The organism is Microbacterium tenebrionis, assembly GCF_903645325.1.
Classification (GTDB): Bacteria; Actinomycetota; Actinomycetes; order Actinomycetales; family Microbacteriaceae; genus Microbacterium; species Microbacterium tenebrionis.
Map to the genome: position 1 here is coordinate 562,099 of NZ_CAHJXQ010000002.1, position 18,354 is coordinate 580,452.

Genomic DNA, 18,354 nt, shown 5'->3' on the forward strand with positions numbered 1-18,354 from the left:
CTCAGGCCGCCTCATGTACGAGATCGAGGAAGGCATCGTGCAGGATGCCGTTGGATGCGAGCACCGACCGCTCGGAGATGCTGTCGTTGCCGTCGAACGAGGTGAAGGAGCCGCCGGCCTCGCGCACGATCGGCACGGCAGCGGCGATGTCGTACTCCTTTACATCGAACTCCGCCACCATCTCGAGCCGGCCCTCGGCGAGCAGCATGTAGGCGTACACGTCGCCTAGAGCGCGATCACGCCAGACCCGGTCCGCGAGGCGGAGCAGGGCGGGAAGGTGCCCGGCATCGGCCCACTGGGTGATGCTCTGGAAGCTGACCGCGGCGTCGTCGAGGGACGATACCGCCGACGTGCGGATCTGCCGGGGCCGGGGATGCGCCGCGGTCCACGCGCCCGCTCCTGTGCTGGCCCACCAGCGTCGCCCCAGCGCTGGCATGCTCACGACGCCGACTTGGGGTACGCCGTCGACGGCGAGCGCGATCATCGTGCCCCACAGCGGCACCCCGCGCATGAAGTTCGCCGTGCCGTCGATCGGGTCGATTATCCACTGCCGCTGCGTGTCGCCGGACGAGCCGAACTCCTCGCCGAAGATGCCGTCGGCGGGACGCTCGTCGGCGAGCATCGCGCGGAGCGTGCGCTCGGTGGCAAGGTCCGCATCCGTCACGTGGGTGCGATCGGCCTTCGTCGAGATCTGCAGATCCGCGGCGTCGAAGCGGGGGAGCGACTCGGCATCCGCGGCGTCCGCCAGCCGCAGAGCGAGATCGAGATCGGCGGCGAGGCCTGCCGCGTCAGGGGAATCGGTCACGCTCTCAGACTAGTCGGCGCGATCGTCGCCGGAATGCAGAAAAGCCCCGGAGCACTGGCGAGAGTGCTTCGGGGCTGATCCGTGCGCCCCCAGGGACTTGAACCCTGAACCCATTGATTAAGAGTCAATTGCTCTGCCGATTGAGCTAGAGGCGCATGGTCTGGGATCTCTCCCGGCCGAGGAATTACATTACCAGTTTCGCAGCCTCATGCGAAATCGGCGCCGCATCCTCACTCGACTGTGATCGTGCGACCGCCTGTGAGCCGCTGCAAGGTCTCGAAGGTCAGGGGCATGACGGTGTGCGGATGCCCGGCGGCCGCCCAGATCTCATCGAAGTCGAGGAGCTTCTCGTCGAGGAACGTGCGCAACCGCGTCGGGTGTCCGATTGGCGCGACGCCGCCGATCGCCTGACCGGTCGCGGCCCGCACGACCGATGCCGGCGCCATGTGCACGGCCTCCGCTCCCAGTTCGGAGGCGAGCACGGCGAGGTCGGCGCGGTGGCCGCCGCTGGTCATCACGAGCACGGGCTCGTCGTCGGCGAGGAACACGAGGCTGTTCGCGATCGCCGCGACCTCGCAGCCGATGGCCGCTGCCGCTTCCGCGGCGGTGCGGGCGGAATCGGGCAGCACCCGGATCGCAGGTACGATGCCGGCCGCTTCCAGGTGCTGGCTGACGATGCGACTGCGCTCGGGGAGGGTTTCACTCATGGGTGCCAACGTACCCGGGCGTGTCAGGCGGCGTCGCCGACCGTGATGGCCTCGGCGTCCTCGGCGACGCGATCCTTGGGCTCATCGTCGATCCGAGCGAGGATCCTCCGCCCGAGGAGAACGGTCAGCGCGGCGACGAGGACGGACGCCGCGGCGAACAGGTACGGCACGGTCGAGTTGAACGCGTGCCACAGCAGGGCGGCGATCGGTGGAGCCATCGCGCCGCCGATGAAGCGCACGGCCGAGTACGCCGACGAGGCGACCGATCGCGGGAGGTCGGTCGCCTCCATGACGGCTTCGGTGAGGACGGTGTTCATGACGCCGAGGAGCAGGCCGCCGATGATGATGCAGACGACGAGTGCGGATGCCGTCTCGGCGAGGATTCCCGCGGCGACAAGGTCGACCGCGAGCAGGGGCAGCATCGTGAGGATGATCGCCGTGCGCGACATGCGCCTCATCATCCACGGCGCCAGCCAGATGCTGGTGATCGCCAGTGCCGCGCCCCAGCCGAAGAACGTGAACCCGATGCCCATCGCGCCGAAGCCCAGCGGGAACGGCGAGAACGCGAGCAGCACGAAGAAGCCGATGTTGTAGAACAGCGCCGCCACGGCGAGGATCGCGAGGGCCGGGCGTCCGAGCGCCGTGAACGGCGCCGAGAACCGCACGGGTACCCGCTTCTCGCCGGAACCGCGCAGCAGCGTGAACACGGCGATGAAGGCGATGGCCATGAGGGCGACGACGCCGAAGAACGGACCGCGCCAGCTGACCTCGCCGAGCAGTCCGCCCAGCAGCGGCCCGATCGCGATGCCGAGGCCGAGCGCCGCCTCGTAGAGCACGATCGCCGCACCGCTGCCGCCGGACGCGGAGCCGACGATCGTCGCCAGTGCCGTCGAGATGAACAGGGCATTGCCCAGGCCCCACCCGGCCCGGAATCCGATGATCGCGTCGACGCTGCCGCTGAGCGCCGAGGCCAGGGCGAACGCCACGATCAGGCCCAATCCGATCATCAGCGTCGCCTTTGCTCCGATGCGGCTGGAGACCCAGCTCGTGATGAGCATCGCCACCCCCGTGACGAGCAGGTAACTGGTGAACAGCAGTTCGGTCTCGGTCGGGCTCGCCTGCAGCGACTCGGCGATCGCCGGGAGGATCGGGTCGACGAGGCCGATGCCCATGAATGCGACGACGCTCGCGAAGGCGACGGCCCAAACCTGGGCGGGCTGGCGCCAGATCGATCCGGTTGCTGTCGCGTCGCCTGAGACGGCCGTGTTCACGCGTTCTCTCCTGTCTGTTCGGATTCTTCGATGCTGTGCGCGGCGAGGATCTCGGCCGAGCGGCGCAGTGCGTCCCAGTCCGCGGTGTCGAGGTCGGCGAAGCGCGGTGCGAGCGCGGCGCGGAATGATTCGCGCCACTCCGCGAGTGCCCGCAGTCCCTCCGGTGTGATGTCGACGACGGTCGCGCGCGAATCGGAGGGATCGGGGGAGCGGGTAACGAGTCCGGCGCGCTCCAGGTCGCCCACCAGTCGCGTCATTCCCGGCTGGGTCGTGCGCGAGGCGCGGGCGAGCTCCCCGACACGTCTTCCTGGGGTCCGCTCGAGCAGAGTGAGCGCGCGCCACTGGGCTGCGGGTGCGTCGTTCTCGGCATCCTGCGCGGCGATGCGAGCCAGCGCGTGCGCGGAGACCACGATCGACGAGATGACGTCGGGGCTATTCATACCAACTAATATATATTAGTTGGCATGGACCCCGCGGGCATGCGAGCCGGAGCAGCTCGTGTCGATCATCCTGGGGCCGACGGCCGAGCGCCTCTCGACGCGCTGGACCGATGCGGCGCAGTACGGGGAGGGCTTCTGGCCGAACCACCCCGCGTGCGGGGGCGACTGGAGCCGCGGTCTGCAGAACGCGGAGCCCGGACTGTACCGGGCGGCTCACCGGGAGCGGCTGCTCGCGGACCACCCCGAGGTCGCCCATCGGCACCTGGAGGGGCTGAACCACTATACGGTCGTGATGAGCGAGCGGGGGGCGCGGCAGCTCGCACCGCTCGTGCAATCGGCGATCGCGGCCGTGGACGCCTGAGCGGATGGAGTCAGCGCCTGGCGCCCGCGATGCGGGACGACAGCTGATGCGCGTGCGCCATGAGCGTGCGTCCCAGGTCGGCGATCCGGTCGGGGCCGAAGCGGAACTCGACGCCGGTGAGGCTCAGTGCCCACTCCGGGCGGCCCGTGCGGTCGAAGACAGCGGCACCCATGCCCCAGCTGCCGTTGACGATGAGTCCGGGGTTCACGGCGAAGCCCCGCTCCTTCGTCTCCGCCAGGCGGCGTCGCAGGGGAGCGCGCGCATGCGTCCTGCCCCAGCGCTCGCTGAGGTCGGGATGCCGGTCGAGATAGGCATCCACATCGTGGTCAGGCAGGAACGAGAGGATCGCGAGCCCGGCGCTCGCGACCCCGAGCGGGAAGCGCACCCCCTCGCTCAGGACGAACGAGCGGATGGGGAAAGACCCCTCCTCCCGCAGCAGGCACACGGTCTCATCCGCGCGGCGCACCGAGAGGAACGCGCTCTCCTCGGTCTTGACGGCCAGGGCGCGCACGATGTCGCGGGCGAGGGCGGTCACGTCGTACCGCGCTGCGGCCACGGATCCCATCAGGAACAGCTCAGGGCCCGGCATCCACAGCCCGCTCTCCTCATCGCGGTCGACGAGCCCCTCGGCCCGCAGGGCGGACAGGAGCCGGTGCGTCGTCGAACGCGAGAGGTCGGCGGTCCTGGCGAGGTCCTGCAGCGCCGCGCCGTCGCCGGCGGTCGACGTCACCAGGCGCAGGAGCCGCGCTGCTCTGGCGACCGCCTGCGCGCCCGGCACGGAACGATTCGAGGTGTCCACAATGTGGACGCTATCCGCAGATCCGACCACATCGCAAGAAGGCGCTTCGAGTACGGACTCGGAAGGCGGATGCTGGAGGAAGACCTGACCCGAAGGAGTGCTGCGTGATCGACAAGCAATGGTCCTCGGCCGCCGAAGCCGTCGCCGATATCCAGGACGGTGACTCCCTGGCCGTCGGCGGGTTCGGCCTCTCCGGAAACCCGATCGCCCTCATCGAGGCCGTGCTCGCACAGGGCACGACCGACCTCAGCATCGTCAGCAACAACTGCGGCGTCGACGACTGGGGCCTCGGCATCCTGCTGAACGCGCAGCGGATCCGCAAGATGACGTCGTCGTACGTCGGCGAGAACAAGGAGTTCGAGCGGCAGTTCCTCTCCGGTGAGCTCGAGCTCGAACTCACCCCACAGGGCACGCTCGCCGAGAAGCTGCGCGCAGGCGGATCCGGCGTCTCGGCGTTCTTCACGCAGACGGGCGTCGGCACCCAGGTCGCCGAAGGCGGCCTGCCGCGCCGCTACAACGCCGACGGCTCGATCGCCGTCGCCTCGCCCGTGAAGGAGGTGCGCCCCTTCGACGTCGGCGGCGTCCAGAAGGACTTCGTGCTCGAAGAGGCCATCACCACGGACTTCTCACTCGTGCACGCCGCCGTCGGCGACCGCCACGGCAACCTCGTGTTCAACAAGGCCGCCCGCAACTTCAACCCGCTCGCCGCAATGGCCGGCCGGGTGTGCATCGCCCAGGTCGAGAGGCTCGTCGAGCCCGGCGAGATCGACCCCGACAGCGTCCATCTCCCGGGCGTGTTCGTGCACCGCGTCGTCGAGGTCGGCACGGACATCGAGAAGCGCATCGAGCGGCGCACGGTTTCACAGCCGGCGGCCTCGCAGCCGGCGACCACCACGGAAGGAGCCTGACATGGCACTCACCCGCCAGCAGATGGCCGCGCGCGCTGCGGCAGAGCTCTCCGACGGCTCCTATGTGAACCTCGGCATCGGTCTGCCGACCCTCGTGCCCAACTACGTGCCCGACGGCGTCACGGTCGTACTGCAGTCGGAGAACGGCATCCTCGGCGTCGGCCCGTACCCGACGGAGGACGCGGTCGATCCCGACCTCATCAACGCCGGCAAGGAGACCGTCACCACGCTCCCCGGCGCGGCGTTCTTCGACTCGGCGACGAGTTTCGGGATGATCCGCGGGGGCAAGATCCACGCGGCGATCCTCGGTGCCATGCAGGTCTCCGCGACAGGGGATCTGGCGAACTGGATGATCCCCGGCAAGATGGTCAAGGGACCGGGCGGCGCGATGGACCTCGTCCACGGCGCCGGCCGCGTGATCATCCTCATGGAGCACGTCGCCAAGGACGGCTCGGCGAAGATCGTGAACGAGTGCTCCCTGCCCCTCACGGGTCGCGGGGTCGCGCACCGCATCATCACAGACCTCGCTGTGATCGATGTCACCGAAGCCGGACTCGTGCTCGTGGAGACCGCGCCGGGCGTGAGCGCCCAGCAGGTCATCGACGCGACCGAGCCTCCGCTCATCGTCACGGAAGCATTGAAGGAGAACTCATGACCGACATCGTCATCGTCGCAGCCGCCCGCACCCCGCAGGGGCGCCTGAAAGGGCAGCTGGCGTCCTTCACCGCGCCGCAACTGGGGTCGCTGGCGATCAAGGGCGCGCTCGAGCAGGCATCCGTCGACCCGGCAGCGATCGACGCCGTCATCGTGGGCCAGGTGCTCGCGGCCGGCTCCGGCCAGAACGCGGCCCGCCAGGCATCCATCGGGGCGGGCATCGGCTGGGACGTCCCGGCGCACTCGGTCAACAAGGTGTGCCTCTCGGGCCTGACCGCCGTCATCGACGCCGCGCGCATGATCCGCACCGGGGACGCCACGACCGTCGTCGCCGCCGGCATGGAGTCGATGACGCGTGCGCCGCATCTGCTCATGGGATCGCGCGACGGCTGGACCTACGGCAGCGTCGAGGTGCTCGACCACATGGCCTATGACGGACTCACCGACGCCTACGACCGCGAGAGCATGGGCGGATCGACCGAGCGCCACAACCCGCGGTTCGAGCTCACCCGTGAGGCGCAGGACGAGGTCGCGGCGCTGTCGCACCAGCGCGCCGCCGCTGCCGCCGACGCAGGCGTCTTCGATGACGAGCTCGTCACCGTCGAGGTCCCGCAGCGCCGCGGCGAGCCGGTCGTCCTCACCCGCGACGAGGGCGTGCGCCCCGACACGACCGTCGAGACGCTCGCGAAGCTTCGGGCCGCCTTCGCCGAGGGCGGAACGATCACCGCCGGCAACTCCTCGCAGATCTCCGATGGGGCATCCGCCGTCATCGTGACCACACGCGAGAACGCCGAGGCCCAGGGCTGGCCGGTGCTCGCCGTCGTCGGTGCGAGCGGCCAGACCGCAGGCCCGGACAACTCGCTCCAGGCCCAGCCGGCGCAGGCGATCGCCCGCGCGCTCGAGAAGCAGGGCATCACCGCAGCAGATCTCGACCTGGTCGAGATCAACGAGGCATTCGGCGCGGTCGTCGCGCGTTCGCAGACCGAGCTCGGGATCTCGAGCGACATCGTGAACATCCACGGCGGCGGCATCGCGATCGGGCATCCGATCGGCGCATCCGGCAACCGTCTGGTCGTGCACATGGCGCACGAGCTGAACCGACGGGGGAGGGGTACCGTCGCCGTCGGCCTGTGCGGCGGCGGAGGTCAGGGCGAGGCGCTCATCCTCACACGTTGACCCAGACTTTCAGCGGCGATCCTTGGCGTGGCGCTGGGCGTCGGCCAGGGCCTTCTGAGACTTGAACTGCAGGCGCTGCGCCTTCTTCGCCTTCTTGACCGACTGCGGCGAGTCGGCGTCGACCTGGTTGCCGGTGCGTTCTCTCCTCATGTCGACGACGGCGCCGATCGCGAGCGAGAGGGTGATGCCCCAGCTCAACCACGAGAGCACCAGCCGCCAGGTGATCGGTTCGTCTCGAGTTCCGCGCAGAAGCGACACTCCTGCAGAGATCGCTGCGACCAGACCGGTGCTGAAGAGGTAGCGCATGACGTCCACGCTACCCTCATGGCGCCCGGGCGCGCGCGGGGCTGGAAAACGCTCAGGTGCCCTCGCTATGATCAGTGCGGCGCGCGAGCGCCAGAAGCTGTGTATCTACCGGCCGTCGGCATCCCGGCGGAAAGCGGCGGCACCTGATCCCGCGCCGTCCGGGCGCGTGAGAGTCATGACACAGACACACGCATCAGTTCCATCCCCTCCAACCCGACCGGCGAGCCTGCTCCGCCAGGCGGGCCTGCCGTACTTCCTGATCGCCTTCGTCGCACGGCTGCCGTTCGCGATGATGGTCGTCGGCGTCCTCACCCTCGTCGTCTCGGCCCGCGGATCGCTCTCCCTGGGCGGACTCACCTCGGCGGCCGTCGGCATCGGCACCGCCTGCTTCGGGCCGCTGCTCGGCGCGGCGGCAGACCGGTTCGGCCAGCGACCGGTGCTCGTGCTGCTCGCCGTGACGAACAGCGTGGCGCTGATCGTCTTCACCCTCGTCGTATACGGCTCGGCCGCCGACCCGTATGTCCTGCTGGCGGCTGCGGGTATCGGCGCGACCGCCCCGCAGGTCGCGCCGATGTCCCGATCGCGCCTGGTGACGATCATCAACGAGCGGATGCCGGAACCGCACCGCGCGCGCACGCTGTCGGCAACCATGGCCTACGAGTCCGCTGCGGACGAGACGGTATTCGTGTTCGGGCCCTTCCTTGTCGGGATCGCGGCGTCCTGGATCGCCCCCTGGGCGCCCCTGGTGGGCGCCGCCGTGCTCACCATCGTGTTCGTCGGCGCCTTCGCGCTGCACCCGAGCGGTCGTCATGTCTCGGATGAGCGGGGAAGCGACGGTCGGGCGCCGTCGGCACCGGCCGAGCTGTTCCGACCGCAGCTGCTCGTCGTCGTCACCGGCATCTTCGGCGTCGGGCTGTTCTTCGGCGCGACTCTCACCGCGCTGACGGCCTTCATGGCCGATCGAGGGGAACCGGAGCAGGCCGGGCTCCTCTACGGCGTCATGGGAATCGGGTCCGCGCTGCTCGCGCTCGGAGTCGCCTGGCTCCCTCCGCGCTTCAGCCTTCACGCCCGCTGGCTGGTGTTCTCCGGCATCCTGCTGCTGGGATCTCTGCTTCTGGCGACGGTTTCGTCGGTGGCGGGGATGGTCGCGGTCCTCGCCGTCATGGGCATCGGGATCGGACCGACCCTCGTGACCCAGTACAGCTTCGGCGCCGCCCGAAGCCCGCTGGGCCGCTCTGCCACGGTGATGACCATGCTCGGCTCCGGCGTCATCGTCGGGCAGTCGATCGGCGCGGCCGTCACCGGCGAGATCGCGCAGTCGGTGGGCACATCCGCCGCACTGATGGTGCCGGCCGCCGCCGCCGCGATCGTGTTCGTGTGCGGTGCGCTGAACGGGGTCGCCTGCCGCGCACCGTGGCGGAGTCGATAGCCTGGGGTTCCACCGCTAGCGAGGGGCCGGCCATGACAGCCGCAGAATTCGTCGTCGTCGCGAACCGTCTTCCGGTGGATAGGGTCGTCGCCCCCGACGGCGAGGAGAGCTGGCGCACCTCTCCCGGCGGCCTGGTCGCGGCGCTCGAGCCTGTCATGAAGACGGTCGACGGAGCATGGGTCGGGTGGGCCGGGCAGGCCGACCTCGAGCTCGAGCCGTTCGAGGCGAACGGCATCCGACTGATCCCGATCGCGCTGAGCGAGCAGGAGGTCGAGGAGTACTACGAGGGCTTCGCGAACGACACGATCTGGCCGCTGTATCACGATGTGATCGCCCCGCCGCAGTTCCATCGCGAGTGGTGGGAGGCATACGTCGCCGTCAACCACCGCTTCGCCGAGGCCGCGGCCTCAGCCGTCGCGCAGGGCGGAACGGTCTGGGTGCACGACTACCAGCTTCAGCTCGTGCCCGAGATGGTTCGGACGCTCCGACCCGACGTCACGATCGGCTACTTCCACCACATCCCGTTCCCTGCGCACGGACTGTACGCGCAGCTGCCCTGGCGCGACCAGGTGCTGCGCGGACTGCTCGGCGCCGACGTCATCGGATTCCAGCGAGCGCAGGACGCCACCTACTTCCTCGCCGCCGTGCGCCGGCGCCTGCAGCACCCGGTGAAGGGATCTCTCGTGGAGGTCCCCGGTGAGGAGGGCTCGCGCCGCGTGCTCGCGAAGGCCTTCCCGATCTCGATCGACACGGCCCCGTACCTCGAGCTCATCCAGAAGCCCGAAGTGCGGGCGCGGGCGGCGGAGATCCGGAAGAGTCTCGGCGACCCCAAGCGGATCCTGCTCGGCGTCGACAGGCTCGACTACACCAAGGGCATCCGGCACCGCATCAAGGCCTACGGCGAGCTGCTCGCCGAGGGCAGGCTCAGCGTCGAGGACGTCACGTTCATCCAGGTCGCGAGCCCCAGCCGCGAACGCGTCGACGCGTACGTGCACCTGCGCGATGAGATCGAGCTGGCGGTGAGCCGCATCAACGGCGACTTCGACACCATGGTGCACACCGCGATCCGCTATCTGCACCAGGGCTTCCCGCGCGAGGAGATGGTCGCGCTGTACCTGGCCGCCGACGTCATGCTCGTCACCGCGCTCCGGGACGGCATGAACCTCGTCGCGAAGGAGTACATCGCCACGCGCGCCGACAACCGCGGGGTGCTCGTGCTGAGCGAGTTCACCGGCGCGGCCGATGAGCTGCGTCAGGCCATCCGCGTCAACCCGCACGACATCGAGGGGCTGAAGGACGCGATCATGACCGCGGTCGAGATGGAGCCGGCCGAGCAGAGCCGCCGGATGCGGTCGCTGCGCAAGCGCGTGCTCGAGCACGATGTGAAGGTGTGGTCTTCGTCGTTCCTCGACGCCCTCGCGGCCGTGCGCACGCAACGCTCCTGATCGGCCGTCATGCGGCGGAGCCGGACACCGGCGCATGAGAGGCTGGTCGGGAATCGACCCCGACGAGGAGACCCGCAGTGACCCGCACCTGGACCCCCGGAACCGCAGACGACGCCCTCTCAGCGATCGCGAGGACACCACGACTCCTCGTCGCACTCGACTTCGACGGCACGGCGTCCCCGCTCGTGCCCGACCCGATGGAGGCACGGGCTCTTCCCGAGGTCGCCGCGCAGGTCGAGCGGCTCGCATCCCTTCCCGACACGCTCGTCGCCTACGTGTCCGGTCGCAGCATGCACGATCTGAAGATCATCACCGAGCACGACGAGGATTCGGTGATAGCCCTGGCCGGCTCCCATGGCGCGCAGTACTGGTTCCCCGGCACGGGTGACGAGGATGCTCCGGGGGCTGCGACCGAGGACGGCGCGCGCGAACGGCTCTGGGCGACAGCGCAGCCGATCGTCGACCGCTACGAGGGCGTCGAGCTCGAGCCCAAGACGTTCGGGATGGGCATCCACACGCGCCGGGCGACGCGCGAGACGGAGCAGGCCGCGTTCGCCGAGATCGACGCGCTCGTCGCCGACCACTACCCGCACTGGCGGCGGCGCTCGGGGCACCGCGTGCTCGAGTTCTCGTCGCGGACCGAGGGCAAGGACACGGCGATGTCGGTTCTGCGCGAGCACTTCGATGCCACCGGCATCCTGTTCGCCGGCGACGACGTCACAGACGAGGACGCGATGCGGGTCCTGCTCCCTGGCGACCTCGGCGTGCGCGTCGGTCCGGGGGAGAGCGCGGCTGCGCTGCGTGTGGACACTCCACAGCAGATGGCGGATCTTCTGGAGACGCTCGCGTCCGAGCGTGCGTCGGGACGGGAATAGACTGCCGTCATGTCCTCGCACGACCCTTCTTCGAATGCATCCATCGACATCAAGCCCCGAAGCCGCGTCGTCACCGACGGCATCGAGGCCACCACATCCCGAGGCATGCTCCGCGCCGTCGGGATGGGGGATGAGGACTGGGACAAGCCGCAGATCGGCATCGCGTCCAGCTGGAACGAGATCACCCCGTGCAACCTGAGCCTGGACCGCCTGGCCCAGGGCGCCAAGGAGGGCGTCCACTCCGGTGGCGGCTACCCGTTGCAGTTCGGGACCATCTCCGTCTCGGACGGCATCTCGATGGGCCACGAGGGCATGCACTTCTCGCTCGTCTCGCGCGAGGTCATCGCCGACTCGGTCGAGACGGTCATGATGGCGGAGCGCCTCGACGGCAGCGTGCTGCTCGCCGGATGCGACAAGTCCATCCCCGGCATGCTCATGGCCAGCGCCCGCCTCGACCTCTCCAGCGTGTTCCTCTACGCCGGTTCGATCGCCCCCGGCTGGGTCAAGCTGTCGGACGGCACCGAGAAGGACGTCACGATCATCGACTCGTTCGAGGCCGTCGGCGCCTGCCGTGCGGGGCTCATGAGCGAAGAGGACCTCAAGCGCATCGAGTGCGCGATCGCCCCCGGTGAGGGCGCGTGCGGCGGCATGTACACCGCCAACACGATGGCATCCGTCGCCGAGGCGCTGGGCCTCAGCCTCCCCGGATCCGCAGCGCCGCCTTCCGCCGACCGACGCCGCGACTACTTCGCGCACCGCTCCGGCGAGGCCGTGGTGAACCTGCTCCGTCAGGGCATCACCACCCGCGACATCCTCACGAAGGAGTCGTTCGAGAACGCGATCGCCCTCGCCATGGCGCTCGGCGGATCCACCAACGTCGTGCTCCACCTGCTCGCGATCGCCCGCGAGGCCGAGGTCGACCTCAGCCTGCACGACTTCAACCGCATCGGCGACAAGGTGCCGCACGTGGCCGACATGAAGCCGTTCGGCAAGTACGTCATGAACGATGTCGACCGGCACGGAGGCATCCCGGTCATCATGAAGGCGATGCTCGACGAGGGCCTGTTGCACGGCGACGCGCTCACCGTCACGGGCAAGACGCTCGCCGAGAACCTCGCGGAGCTGAACCCCGACCCCATCGACGGCGAGGTCATCCACACGTTCGACAACCCGATCCACGCCACCGGCGGCCTCACGATCCTGCACGGCTCGCTCGCCCCCGAGGGCGCCGTCGTCAAGACCGCCGGCTTCGACGCGACCGTGTTCGAGGGCCCTGCTCGCGTCTTCGAACGCGAGCGCGCGGCGATGGATGCTGTGGCGAACGGCGAGATCAACGCCGGCGAGGTCATCGTGATCCGCTACGAGGGCCCCAAGGGCGGACCGGGCATGCGCGAGATGCTCGCCATCACCGCCGCCATCAAGGGCGCTGGGCTCGGAAAAGATGTACTACTCTTGACGGACGGACGATTCTCAGGCGGCACAACCGGCCTGTGCATCGGCCACATAGCACCCGAAGCGGTGGACGCTGGTCCCATTGCCTTCGTGCGCGATGGTGATCTGATACGGGTCGATATCGCAGCTCGCTCTCTTGACCTACTCGTCGATGATGCAGAGCTCGCCTCCCGCCGCTCCGGCTGGGAGCCGCTTCCCCCGCGCTATACCCGTGGCGTTCTTGCCAAGTACTCCAAGCTCGTGCGTTCCGCCGCCGAAGGCGCGACCACGGGCTGAACCCGCAGATCACCAAGGAATCACATGACTGCTGACGCCGTTTCGGCCGTGCCACGGCCGCCCGCCCCGAAGACCTCCGCGCCGGAGATCACCGGCGCCGAGGCTGTCGTCCGCTCGCTCGAGCTGCTCGGCGTGACCGACGTGTTCGGTCTGCCCGGAGGAGCGATCCTCCCCGTCTACGACCCGCTGATGGATGCTTCGCAGCTCCGCCACATCCTCGTGCGCCACGAGCAGGGCGCCGGCCACGCCGCGGAGGGCTATGCCTCGGCGTCCGGCAAGGTCGGCGTGTGCATCGCCACCTCCGGGCCCGGTGCCACGAACCTTGTCACCGCGATCGCCGACGCCTACATGGACTCCGTGCCGCTGGTCGCGATCACCGGTCAGGTGTTCTCCACTCTCATGGGGACGGACGCCTTCCAGGAGGCCGACATCGTCGGCATCACGATGCCGGTCACCAAGCACTCCTTCCTCGTCAAGGACGCCCGCGACATCCCCGGCGCGATCGCGGCCGCCTTCGAGATCGCCTCGACGGGCCGTCCCGGTCCGGTTCTGGTCGACATCACGAAGGACGCTCAGCAGGACACCGTGCCGTTCGTCTGGCCGCCCAAGATCGAGCTGCCCGGTTACCGGCCCGTCACCAAGGCGCATGGCAAGCAGATCCAGGCAGCCGCGGCACTGCTGGCCGAGTCGAAGAAACCGGTGCTCTACGTCGGCGGCGGCGTCGTGCGCGGCCGGGCCGCTGCTGAGCTCAAGGAACTCGCCGAATCCACCGGAGCCCCTGTCGTCACCACCCTGATGGCCCGCGGTGCCTTCCCGGACTCGCACGAGCAGCACCTCGGCATGCCCGGCATGCACGGAACCGTGCCTGCCGTGCTGGCGCTTCAGGAGGCCGACCTCATCGTTTCGCTCGGTGCCCGGTTCGACGACCGCGTGACGGGCAAGGCATCGCTGTTCGCCCCGTATGCGAAGGTCGTGCACGTCGACATCGACCCGGCCGAGATCTCCAAGATCCGCACGGCGGACGTGCCGATCGTGGGCGACGTCCGCGATGTGCTCATCGACCTGGATGCCGCATACCGCGGCGTCGTCGGCAGCACGAAGCCCGACATCTCGGACTGGTGGTCCTACCTCGACGGGCTCCGTGACGAGTTCCCGCTCGGGTACACCGAGCCCAGCGACGGCCTGCTCGCGCCGCAGTATGTGATCTCCCGCATCGGCGAGCTCACCGGGCCCGAGGGCATCTACGCCGCCGGCGTCGGCCAGCACCAGATGTGGGCCGCGCAGTTCATCAAGTACGAGCGTCCGAACGCATGGTTGAACTCCGGGGGAGCGGGCACGATGGGCTACTCGGTGCCCGCGGCGATGGGCGCGAAGGTCGCCGAGCCCGACCGGGTCGTCTGGTCGATCGACGGCGACGGCTGCTTCCAGATGACCAATCAGGAGCTCGCGACCTGCGCGATCAACAACATCCCGATCAAGGTAGCGATCATCAACAACTCCTCGCTCGGCATGGTGCGCCAGTGGCAGACGCTGTTCTACGACGGCCGGTACTCGAACACCGACCTGAACACCGGGCACGACACCGTCCGGATCCCGGACTTCGTCAAGCTCGCCGAGGCTTACGGGTGCCTGGCCATCCGCGTCGAGAAGGAGGACGAGGTGGATGCCGCGATCCAGCTGGCGCTGGAGACCAATGATCGCCCGGTCGTCATCGACTTCGTCGTCTCCGCCGACTCGATGGTGTGGCCGATGGTGCCGCAGGGCGTGAGCAACAACTACGTCCAGTACGCGCGCGACCACGCTCCGGCATTCGATGAGGAGGTCTGAACCATGTCCAAGCACGTTCTGAGCCTCCTCGTCGAGGACACCCCAGGTCTCCTGACCCGCGTCGCCGGTCTCTTCGCCCGTCGCGGCTTCAACATCGAGTCGCTCGCCGTGGGCGTGACCGAGGTGCCGGGGATCTCGCGCATCACTGTCGTCGTCGACGTCGAGGAGCTTCCGCTCGAGCAGGTGACCAAGCAGCTGAACAAGCTCGTCAACGTCATCAAGATCGTCGAGCTCGATTTCGCCACCTCGGTGCAGCGCCAGCACGTGCTGGTGAAGGTGCGCACCGACAACACGACGCGGTCGAACGTGATCGAGGTCGTGAATCTCTTCCGCGCCTCCGTCGTCGACTACGCCGCCGATGCGCTCGTCGTCGAAGTGACGGGCGACCGCGGCAAGATCGACGCCCTGCTGCGCGCCCTGGAGCCCTTCGGGATCAAGGAGATCGCGCAGTCCGGGCTGCTGGCCATCGGGCGCGGCGGCAAGAGCATCACCGAGCGCGTCCTGCGCGGCTGACTACGAACTTTTCGAACCACAATCAAGGAGAAATACAAGTGAGCACTGAGATCTTCTACGACGACGACGCCGACCTGTCCCTGATCCAGGGCAAGAAGGTCGCGATCGTCGGCTACGGCTCGCAGGGCCACGCCCACGCGCAGAACCTGCGCGATTCGGGCGTCGAGGTCGCCATCGCCCTCAAGGACGGCTCGAAGTCGGCTGCCAAGGCCGAGGAGGCCGGCTTCCCGGTCAAGAATGTGGCGGATGCCACCGCGTGGGCGGACGTCATCATGATCCTCGCCCCCGACCAGCACCAGCGCACGATCTACTCCGAGTCGATCGCGCCGAACCTGACCGCGGGCAAGACCCTCGCCTTCGCGCACGGCTTCAACATCCGCTTCGGCTACATCGACGCACCCGAGGGCGTCGACGTCATCCTCGTCGCGCCGAAGGCGCCCGGCCATACCGTGCGCCGCGAGTTCGTCGCCGGTCGCGGCATCCCGGACATCATTGCCGTGGAGAAGGATGCATCCGGCAAGGCCTGGGACCTCGCGCTGTCGTACGCCAAGGCGATCGGCGGAACCCGCGCCGGCGTCATCAAGACGACGTTCACCGAGGAGACCGAGACCGACCTGTTCGGCGAGCAGGCGGTGCTCTGCGGTGGCGTGAGCCACCTCGTGCAGGCCGGCTTCGAGACGCTGACCGAGGCGGGCTACCAGCCGCAGATCGCGTACTTCGAGGTGCTGCACGAGCTCAAGCTCATCGTCGACCTCATGTGGGAGGGCGGCATCGCCAAGCAGCGCTGGTCGATCTCCGACACCGCTGAGTTCGGCGACTACGTCTCCGGCCCGCGCGTCATCGACTCGGCCGTCAAGGAGAGCATGAAGGGCGTGCTCGCCGACATCCAGTCGGGCGCGTTCGCGAAGCGCTTCATCGACGACCAGGACAACGGCGCGAAGGAGTTCCTGGAGCTGCGCGCCAAGGAGGAGCAGCACCCGATCGAGACGACCGGCAAGGAGCTGCGCTCGCTGTTCGCATGGAAGCAGCAGGACGAGGACTACGTGGACGGTTCGGCCGCGCGCTGATCTGAGTCCGACTGCACGACACTGAGACCCCGTCTTATCGACGAGACCCCGTCGCATCCACGTGATTGCTACGGGGTCTCGTCGTTGAGACGGGGTCTCTCCGTGTTCGGACCTACTCCGACTCGTCGCCCTCCGGGGCGGCATCCGGGATCTCGATCGGAGCATCCGACGGGGACGCCCACACCGGTTCGGGTAGCAGCGTGTCCGTCGCGCCGTCGCGGATCGCGCGCAGCGCCTCGACGATCTCATCCGAGTTCTCGGGTACGGCTAGTCCGCACGTGCGCAGCTCGGATGCGAATTCCAGGGTGAGCCTTGTCTTGCCGGCCGCCACGGCCTCGGCGGTGGTGCCGACGCGCTTCTCGCTGCCGGTCTGGATGTCGGAGACCTCTTCGCAGACGTGGTAGACGGATCCGCCGTCGACCCAGACGACCTGGTCCTGGCCCAGCAGCTGGATGACGGTGGACTGGTCGGCGGTGTACTGCTCGACGGACGACGGGTTGTAGTCGATGCCCAGCGCGAATGCGGCGACCGCGAGCACGATGCCGATGATGCCGGCCGTGGTCTTCTGCCCCTTGTCCATGTCCTTGTTCAGGAAGATGAGGATGATCAGCGGCAGGAATGCGATGACCGCGATGATCGCGCCCAGCTGGTTCTGGACGAAGAACCGCAGTTTGTCGGACTTGCGCGCAGGGTCCAGACGGTTCGCCTTCTTCCAGAGGAAGGAACCGGTGATCGACAGCGCAGCGATCACGACGAGCATCACGATCAGCGTGACGAACGCCCACTGCGGGAACTGGGCCGTGGCCTGCTGATCCTCGAGCAGGCCGGTGTCGGTGTTGCGGACGAGTCCGCCGTCCTCGCCGACGAACTCGCGCTGGCGCAGAAGCCAGAAGATGGCGACGGCCTCTGTGGCGATCGCGACGGCCCACAGCGCAACGGCGATCCACCGGAAGGCGGTCGCCTTGCGCTTGGACTCCGGCGTGGGCTTCCAGTCGTTCGCGGCGACGTTCTTGTCCGGTTCTGTCACGGTCGATCTCCCTCAGGCTCCTGTGAACTCCCTGAGCATATCCGGCACCGATGGCGATGGCTACGCTGGACACATGACATCCGAAGCGGACGACGCGTTCTCCTGGGAGGGCGACGACGAGCATCCGGCAGCGCCTCGCCGTAAGCCATCGGCGGGGGAGACGGCGAAGCCGGCCCTGCCGGACGGCTGGAACGCGGTCGGCAAGGACAGTGAGTCGGTCGGCCGGGTCGAAGCGGACGGCACGGTCGTCGAGCCGGACGAGCCGGAGGGTCTCAGCACACCCATGCTGCTGCTGGTCGGCATCGTCGGCGGGGTGTACCTGTTGTACACGATCGGCTGGATCATCGGTGGTCTCAATCTGCAGGCGGGCGCCCTGTTCCTCGTGCCGACGGTCATGTACCAGGTCGCGGTCTGGGCAGCGGTGCTGGCCCCCGCGCTGTGGTTCGGCGCTGTCTGGACGCTCACGCGGCACTCCGCGGCCTGGATCCGCGTCGTCGGCTTCATCGCCGGGATCGCACTCCTGGTGCCCTGGCCGTTCGTGATGACCGGGGCGGTGGGCGCATGACCGCGCGCGAGACGACGAAGGGGCAGGGCCTCGGGCTGATGAAGACGCTGATCCTCGGTCTTGCCGGGCTGTTCTACGCGTACGCCGTGTGGAACGCCGTGGCGTATCTCGTCAGCGTCGCCCAGTACGGACTCAACGCGTACGGGTGGTTCGTCCTGCTCTTCTCCGTGCTCTTCCCGATCCTCATCTTCGCCCCGGCATACGCGCTCGGCCGACGGCGCCAGGCGGTCGAGTTCGCGCTCGTCCTCCTCGCCGGGCTCGCGCTGGTCGCCGTGTTCTGGATGAACGTCGTCGCGCTGAGCACGCTGAACTTCTCGTCGCTGACCGGCTGAGGCGGAGCGTCACACGGCGCGGAGCACCTGGCGTGCTCGGGTAAGGTGGGTCTCGATCGCGCCCCCGACGGTGTGCGGCGCATCGGTCCCCATCCGCGCTCTGCCGCCAACCCGAAGGA

At 68.6% G+C, this 18,354-nt stretch carries 20 protein-coding genes and 1 tRNA gene; 13 read left to right on the top strand and 8 right to left on the bottom strand.

Annotation, left to right across the window (positions count from 1 at the left end):
- Position 1 precedes the first annotated feature (1 nt).
- From HWX58_RS06065 to HWX58_RS06085, 5 genes are all read right to left on the bottom strand, one after another.
- Entirely contained in the window at positions 2-805 is an 804-nt protein-coding gene (locus tag HWX58_RS06065; protein WP_175986101.1) for an inositol monophosphatase family protein, read from the bottom strand.
- An 82-nt stretch (positions 806-887) separates the two neighbouring features.
- Positions 888-960 (bottom strand) — tRNA-Lys (locus HWX58_RS06070).
- A gap of 75 nt (positions 961-1,035) precedes the next feature.
- On the bottom strand, positions 1,036-1,512 hold the full coding sequence (locus HWX58_RS06075) for a YbaK/EbsC family protein (RefSeq protein ID WP_175986102.1): 477 nt from the start codon (positions 1,510-1,512) through the stop codon (positions 1,036-1,038).
- 23 nt (positions 1,513-1,535) lie between these two features.
- Entirely contained in the window at positions 1,536-2,783 is a 1,248-nt protein-coding gene (locus HWX58_RS06080) for an MFS transporter (protein WP_217702951.1), read from the bottom strand.
- Positions 2,780-3,223 (bottom strand): MarR family winged helix-turn-helix transcriptional regulator, encoded by a 444-nt coding sequence (locus HWX58_RS06085; RefSeq protein ID WP_175986103.1) that lies wholly within the window; start codon positions 3,221-3,223, stop codon positions 2,780-2,782. Before HWX58_RS06085 ends, HWX58_RS06080 begins: the two co-directional genes overlap by 4 nt.
- A gap of 19 nt (positions 3,224-3,242) precedes the next feature.
- On the opposite strand from HWX58_RS06085, the gene HWX58_RS06090 reads away from it, so the two are divergent.
- The gene (locus HWX58_RS06090) at positions 3,243-3,584 is read left to right on the top strand and encodes a hypothetical protein (protein WP_175986104.1); all 342 of its coding nucleotides are present in this window, start codon (positions 3,243-3,245) and stop codon (positions 3,582-3,584) included.
- A 10-nt stretch (positions 3,585-3,594) separates the two neighbouring features.
- On the opposite strand, the gene HWX58_RS06095 is transcribed toward HWX58_RS06090, so the two are convergent.
- Positions 3,595-4,383 carry an IclR family transcriptional regulator gene (locus HWX58_RS06095; RefSeq protein ID WP_175986105.1) on the bottom strand — a complete coding sequence of 263 codons (789 nt, stop codon included), beginning with the start codon at positions 4,381-4,383 and terminating at the stop codon, positions 3,595-3,597.
- A 104-nt stretch (positions 4,384-4,487) separates the two neighbouring features.
- On the opposite strand from HWX58_RS06095, the gene HWX58_RS06100 reads away from it, so the two are divergent.
- The 3 genes from HWX58_RS06100 to HWX58_RS06110 are packed head-to-tail and all read left to right on the top strand — an operon-like array spanning position 4,488 to position 7,121.
- A complete protein-coding gene (locus HWX58_RS06100; RefSeq protein ID WP_175986106.1) occupies positions 4,488-5,291 on the top strand; it encodes a CoA transferase subunit A in 804 nt (267 codons plus the stop codon).
- A 1-nt stretch (position 5,292) separates the two neighbouring features.
- Entirely contained in the window at positions 5,293-5,946 is a 654-nt protein-coding gene (locus HWX58_RS06105; RefSeq protein ID WP_175986107.1) for a 3-oxoacid CoA-transferase subunit B, read from the top strand.
- Positions 5,943-7,121, top strand: coding sequence for an acetyl-CoA C-acetyltransferase (locus tag HWX58_RS06110; RefSeq protein ID WP_175986108.1), 1,179 nt, complete (start codon positions 5,943-5,945; stop codon positions 7,119-7,121). The genes HWX58_RS06105 and HWX58_RS06110 overlap by 4 nt, the downstream gene beginning before the upstream one ends.
- Positions 7,122-7,130: 9 nt before the next feature.
- Here the strand turns inward: HWX58_RS06110 and HWX58_RS06115 are convergent, their stop codons facing one another.
- The gene (locus HWX58_RS06115) at positions 7,131-7,427 is read right to left on the bottom strand and encodes a hypothetical protein (protein WP_175986109.1); all 297 of its coding nucleotides are present in this window, start codon (positions 7,425-7,427) and stop codon (positions 7,131-7,133) included.
- Positions 7,428-7,602: 175 nt separating this feature from the next.
- Between HWX58_RS06115 and HWX58_RS06120 the strand changes: the two genes are divergently transcribed.
- The 7 genes from HWX58_RS06120 to ilvC all read left to right on the top strand — a co-directional run bounded on the left by HWX58_RS06120 (position 7,603) and on the right by ilvC (position 16,311).
- Entirely contained in the window at positions 7,603-8,856 is a 1,254-nt protein-coding gene (locus HWX58_RS06120; RefSeq protein ID WP_175986110.1) for an MFS transporter, read from the top strand.
- Positions 8,857-8,888: 32 nt separating this feature from the next.
- On the top strand, positions 8,889-10,301 hold the full coding sequence (locus HWX58_RS06125) for an alpha,alpha-trehalose-phosphate synthase (UDP-forming) (RefSeq protein WP_175986111.1): 1,413 nt from the start codon (positions 8,889-8,891) through the stop codon (positions 10,299-10,301).
- Positions 10,302-10,378: 77 nt separating this feature from the next.
- Positions 10,379-11,176, top strand: coding sequence for a trehalose-phosphatase (gene otsB / locus HWX58_RS06130; RefSeq protein ID WP_175986112.1), 798 nt, complete (start codon positions 10,379-10,381; stop codon positions 11,174-11,176).
- Between the two features lie 9 nt (positions 11,177-11,185).
- Entirely contained in the window at positions 11,186-12,904 is a 1,719-nt protein-coding gene (gene ilvD / locus HWX58_RS06135) for a dihydroxy-acid dehydratase (RefSeq protein ID WP_175986113.1), read from the top strand.
- A gap of 24 nt (positions 12,905-12,928) precedes the next feature.
- Positions 12,929-14,731: an acetolactate synthase large subunit gene (locus HWX58_RS06140; protein WP_175986114.1), complete on the top strand. Its 1,803-nt coding sequence runs from the start codon at positions 12,929-12,931 to the stop codon at positions 14,729-14,731.
- Between the two features lie 3 nt (positions 14,732-14,734).
- A complete protein-coding gene (gene ilvN / locus HWX58_RS06145; RefSeq protein ID WP_175986115.1) occupies positions 14,735-15,244 on the top strand; it encodes an acetolactate synthase small subunit in 510 nt (169 codons plus the stop codon).
- On the top strand, positions 15,241-16,311 hold the full coding sequence (gene ilvC / locus HWX58_RS06150) for a ketol-acid reductoisomerase (protein WP_284690599.1): 1,071 nt from the start codon (positions 15,241-15,243) through the stop codon (positions 16,309-16,311). The genes ilvN and ilvC overlap by 4 nt, the downstream gene beginning before the upstream one ends.
- A gap of 112 nt (positions 16,312-16,423) precedes the next feature.
- Here ilvC and HWX58_RS06155 read toward each other — a convergent pair whose 3' ends face one another.
- Complete coding sequence (locus HWX58_RS06155) at positions 16,424-17,338, bottom strand: hypothetical protein (RefSeq protein WP_250646120.1); 915 nt, start codon at positions 17,336-17,338, stop codon at positions 16,424-16,426.
- A 73-nt stretch (positions 17,339-17,411) separates the two neighbouring features.
- Here HWX58_RS06155 and HWX58_RS06160 point away from each other — a divergent pair, with 73 nt between their 5' ends.
- Positions 17,412-17,903 carry a hypothetical protein gene (locus HWX58_RS06160; protein WP_175986117.1) on the top strand — a complete coding sequence of 164 codons (492 nt, stop codon included), beginning with the start codon at positions 17,412-17,414 and terminating at the stop codon, positions 17,901-17,903.
- Positions 17,900-18,235: a hypothetical protein gene (locus tag HWX58_RS06165; protein WP_227530278.1), complete on the top strand. Its 336-nt coding sequence runs from the start codon at positions 17,900-17,902 to the stop codon at positions 18,233-18,235. The genes HWX58_RS06160 and HWX58_RS06165 overlap by 4 nt, the downstream gene beginning before the upstream one ends.
- The last annotated feature ends 119 nt before the right edge of the window (positions 18,236-18,354 follow it).

Excerpts from the sequence above, each read along its gene's own strand:
- HWX58_RS06075 (WP_175986102.1), bottom strand. The coding sequence starts at position 1,512 with ATGAGTGAAACCCTCCCCGAGCGCAGTCGCATCGTCAGCCAGCACCTG.
- HWX58_RS06085 (WP_175986103.1), bottom strand. The coding sequence starts at position 3,223 with ATGAATAGCCCCGACGTCATCTCGTCGATCGTGGTCTCCGCGCACGCG.
- HWX58_RS06105 (WP_175986107.1), top strand. The coding sequence starts at position 5,293 with ATGGCACTCACCCGCCAGCAGATGGCCGCGCGCGCTGCGGCAGAGCTC.
- HWX58_RS06110 (WP_175986108.1), top strand. The coding sequence starts at position 5,943 with ATGACCGACATCGTCATCGTCGCAGCCGCCCGCACCCCGCAGGGGCGC.
- HWX58_RS06115 (WP_175986109.1), bottom strand. The coding sequence starts at position 7,427 with ATGCGCTACCTCTTCAGCACCGGTCTGGTCGCAGCGATCTCTGCAGGA.
- HWX58_RS06120 (WP_175986110.1), top strand. The coding sequence starts at position 7,603 with ATGACACAGACACACGCATCAGTTCCATCCCCTCCAACCCGACCGGCG.
- HWX58_RS06125 (WP_175986111.1), top strand. The coding sequence starts at position 8,889 with ATGACAGCCGCAGAATTCGTCGTCGTCGCGAACCGTCTTCCGGTGGAT.
- ilvD (WP_175986113.1), top strand. The coding sequence starts at position 11,186 with ATGTCCTCGCACGACCCTTCTTCGAATGCATCCATCGACATCAAGCCC.
- HWX58_RS06140 (WP_175986114.1), top strand. The coding sequence starts at position 12,929 with ATGACTGCTGACGCCGTTTCGGCCGTGCCACGGCCGCCCGCCCCGAAG.
- ilvN (WP_175986115.1), top strand. The coding sequence starts at position 14,735 with ATGTCCAAGCACGTTCTGAGCCTCCTCGTCGAGGACACCCCAGGTCTC.
- HWX58_RS06160 (WP_175986117.1), top strand. The coding sequence starts at position 17,412 with ATGACATCCGAAGCGGACGACGCGTTCTCCTGGGAGGGCGACGACGAG.
- HWX58_RS06165 (WP_227530278.1), top strand. The coding sequence starts at position 17,900 with ATGACCGCGCGCGAGACGACGAAGGGGCAGGGCCTCGGGCTGATGAAG.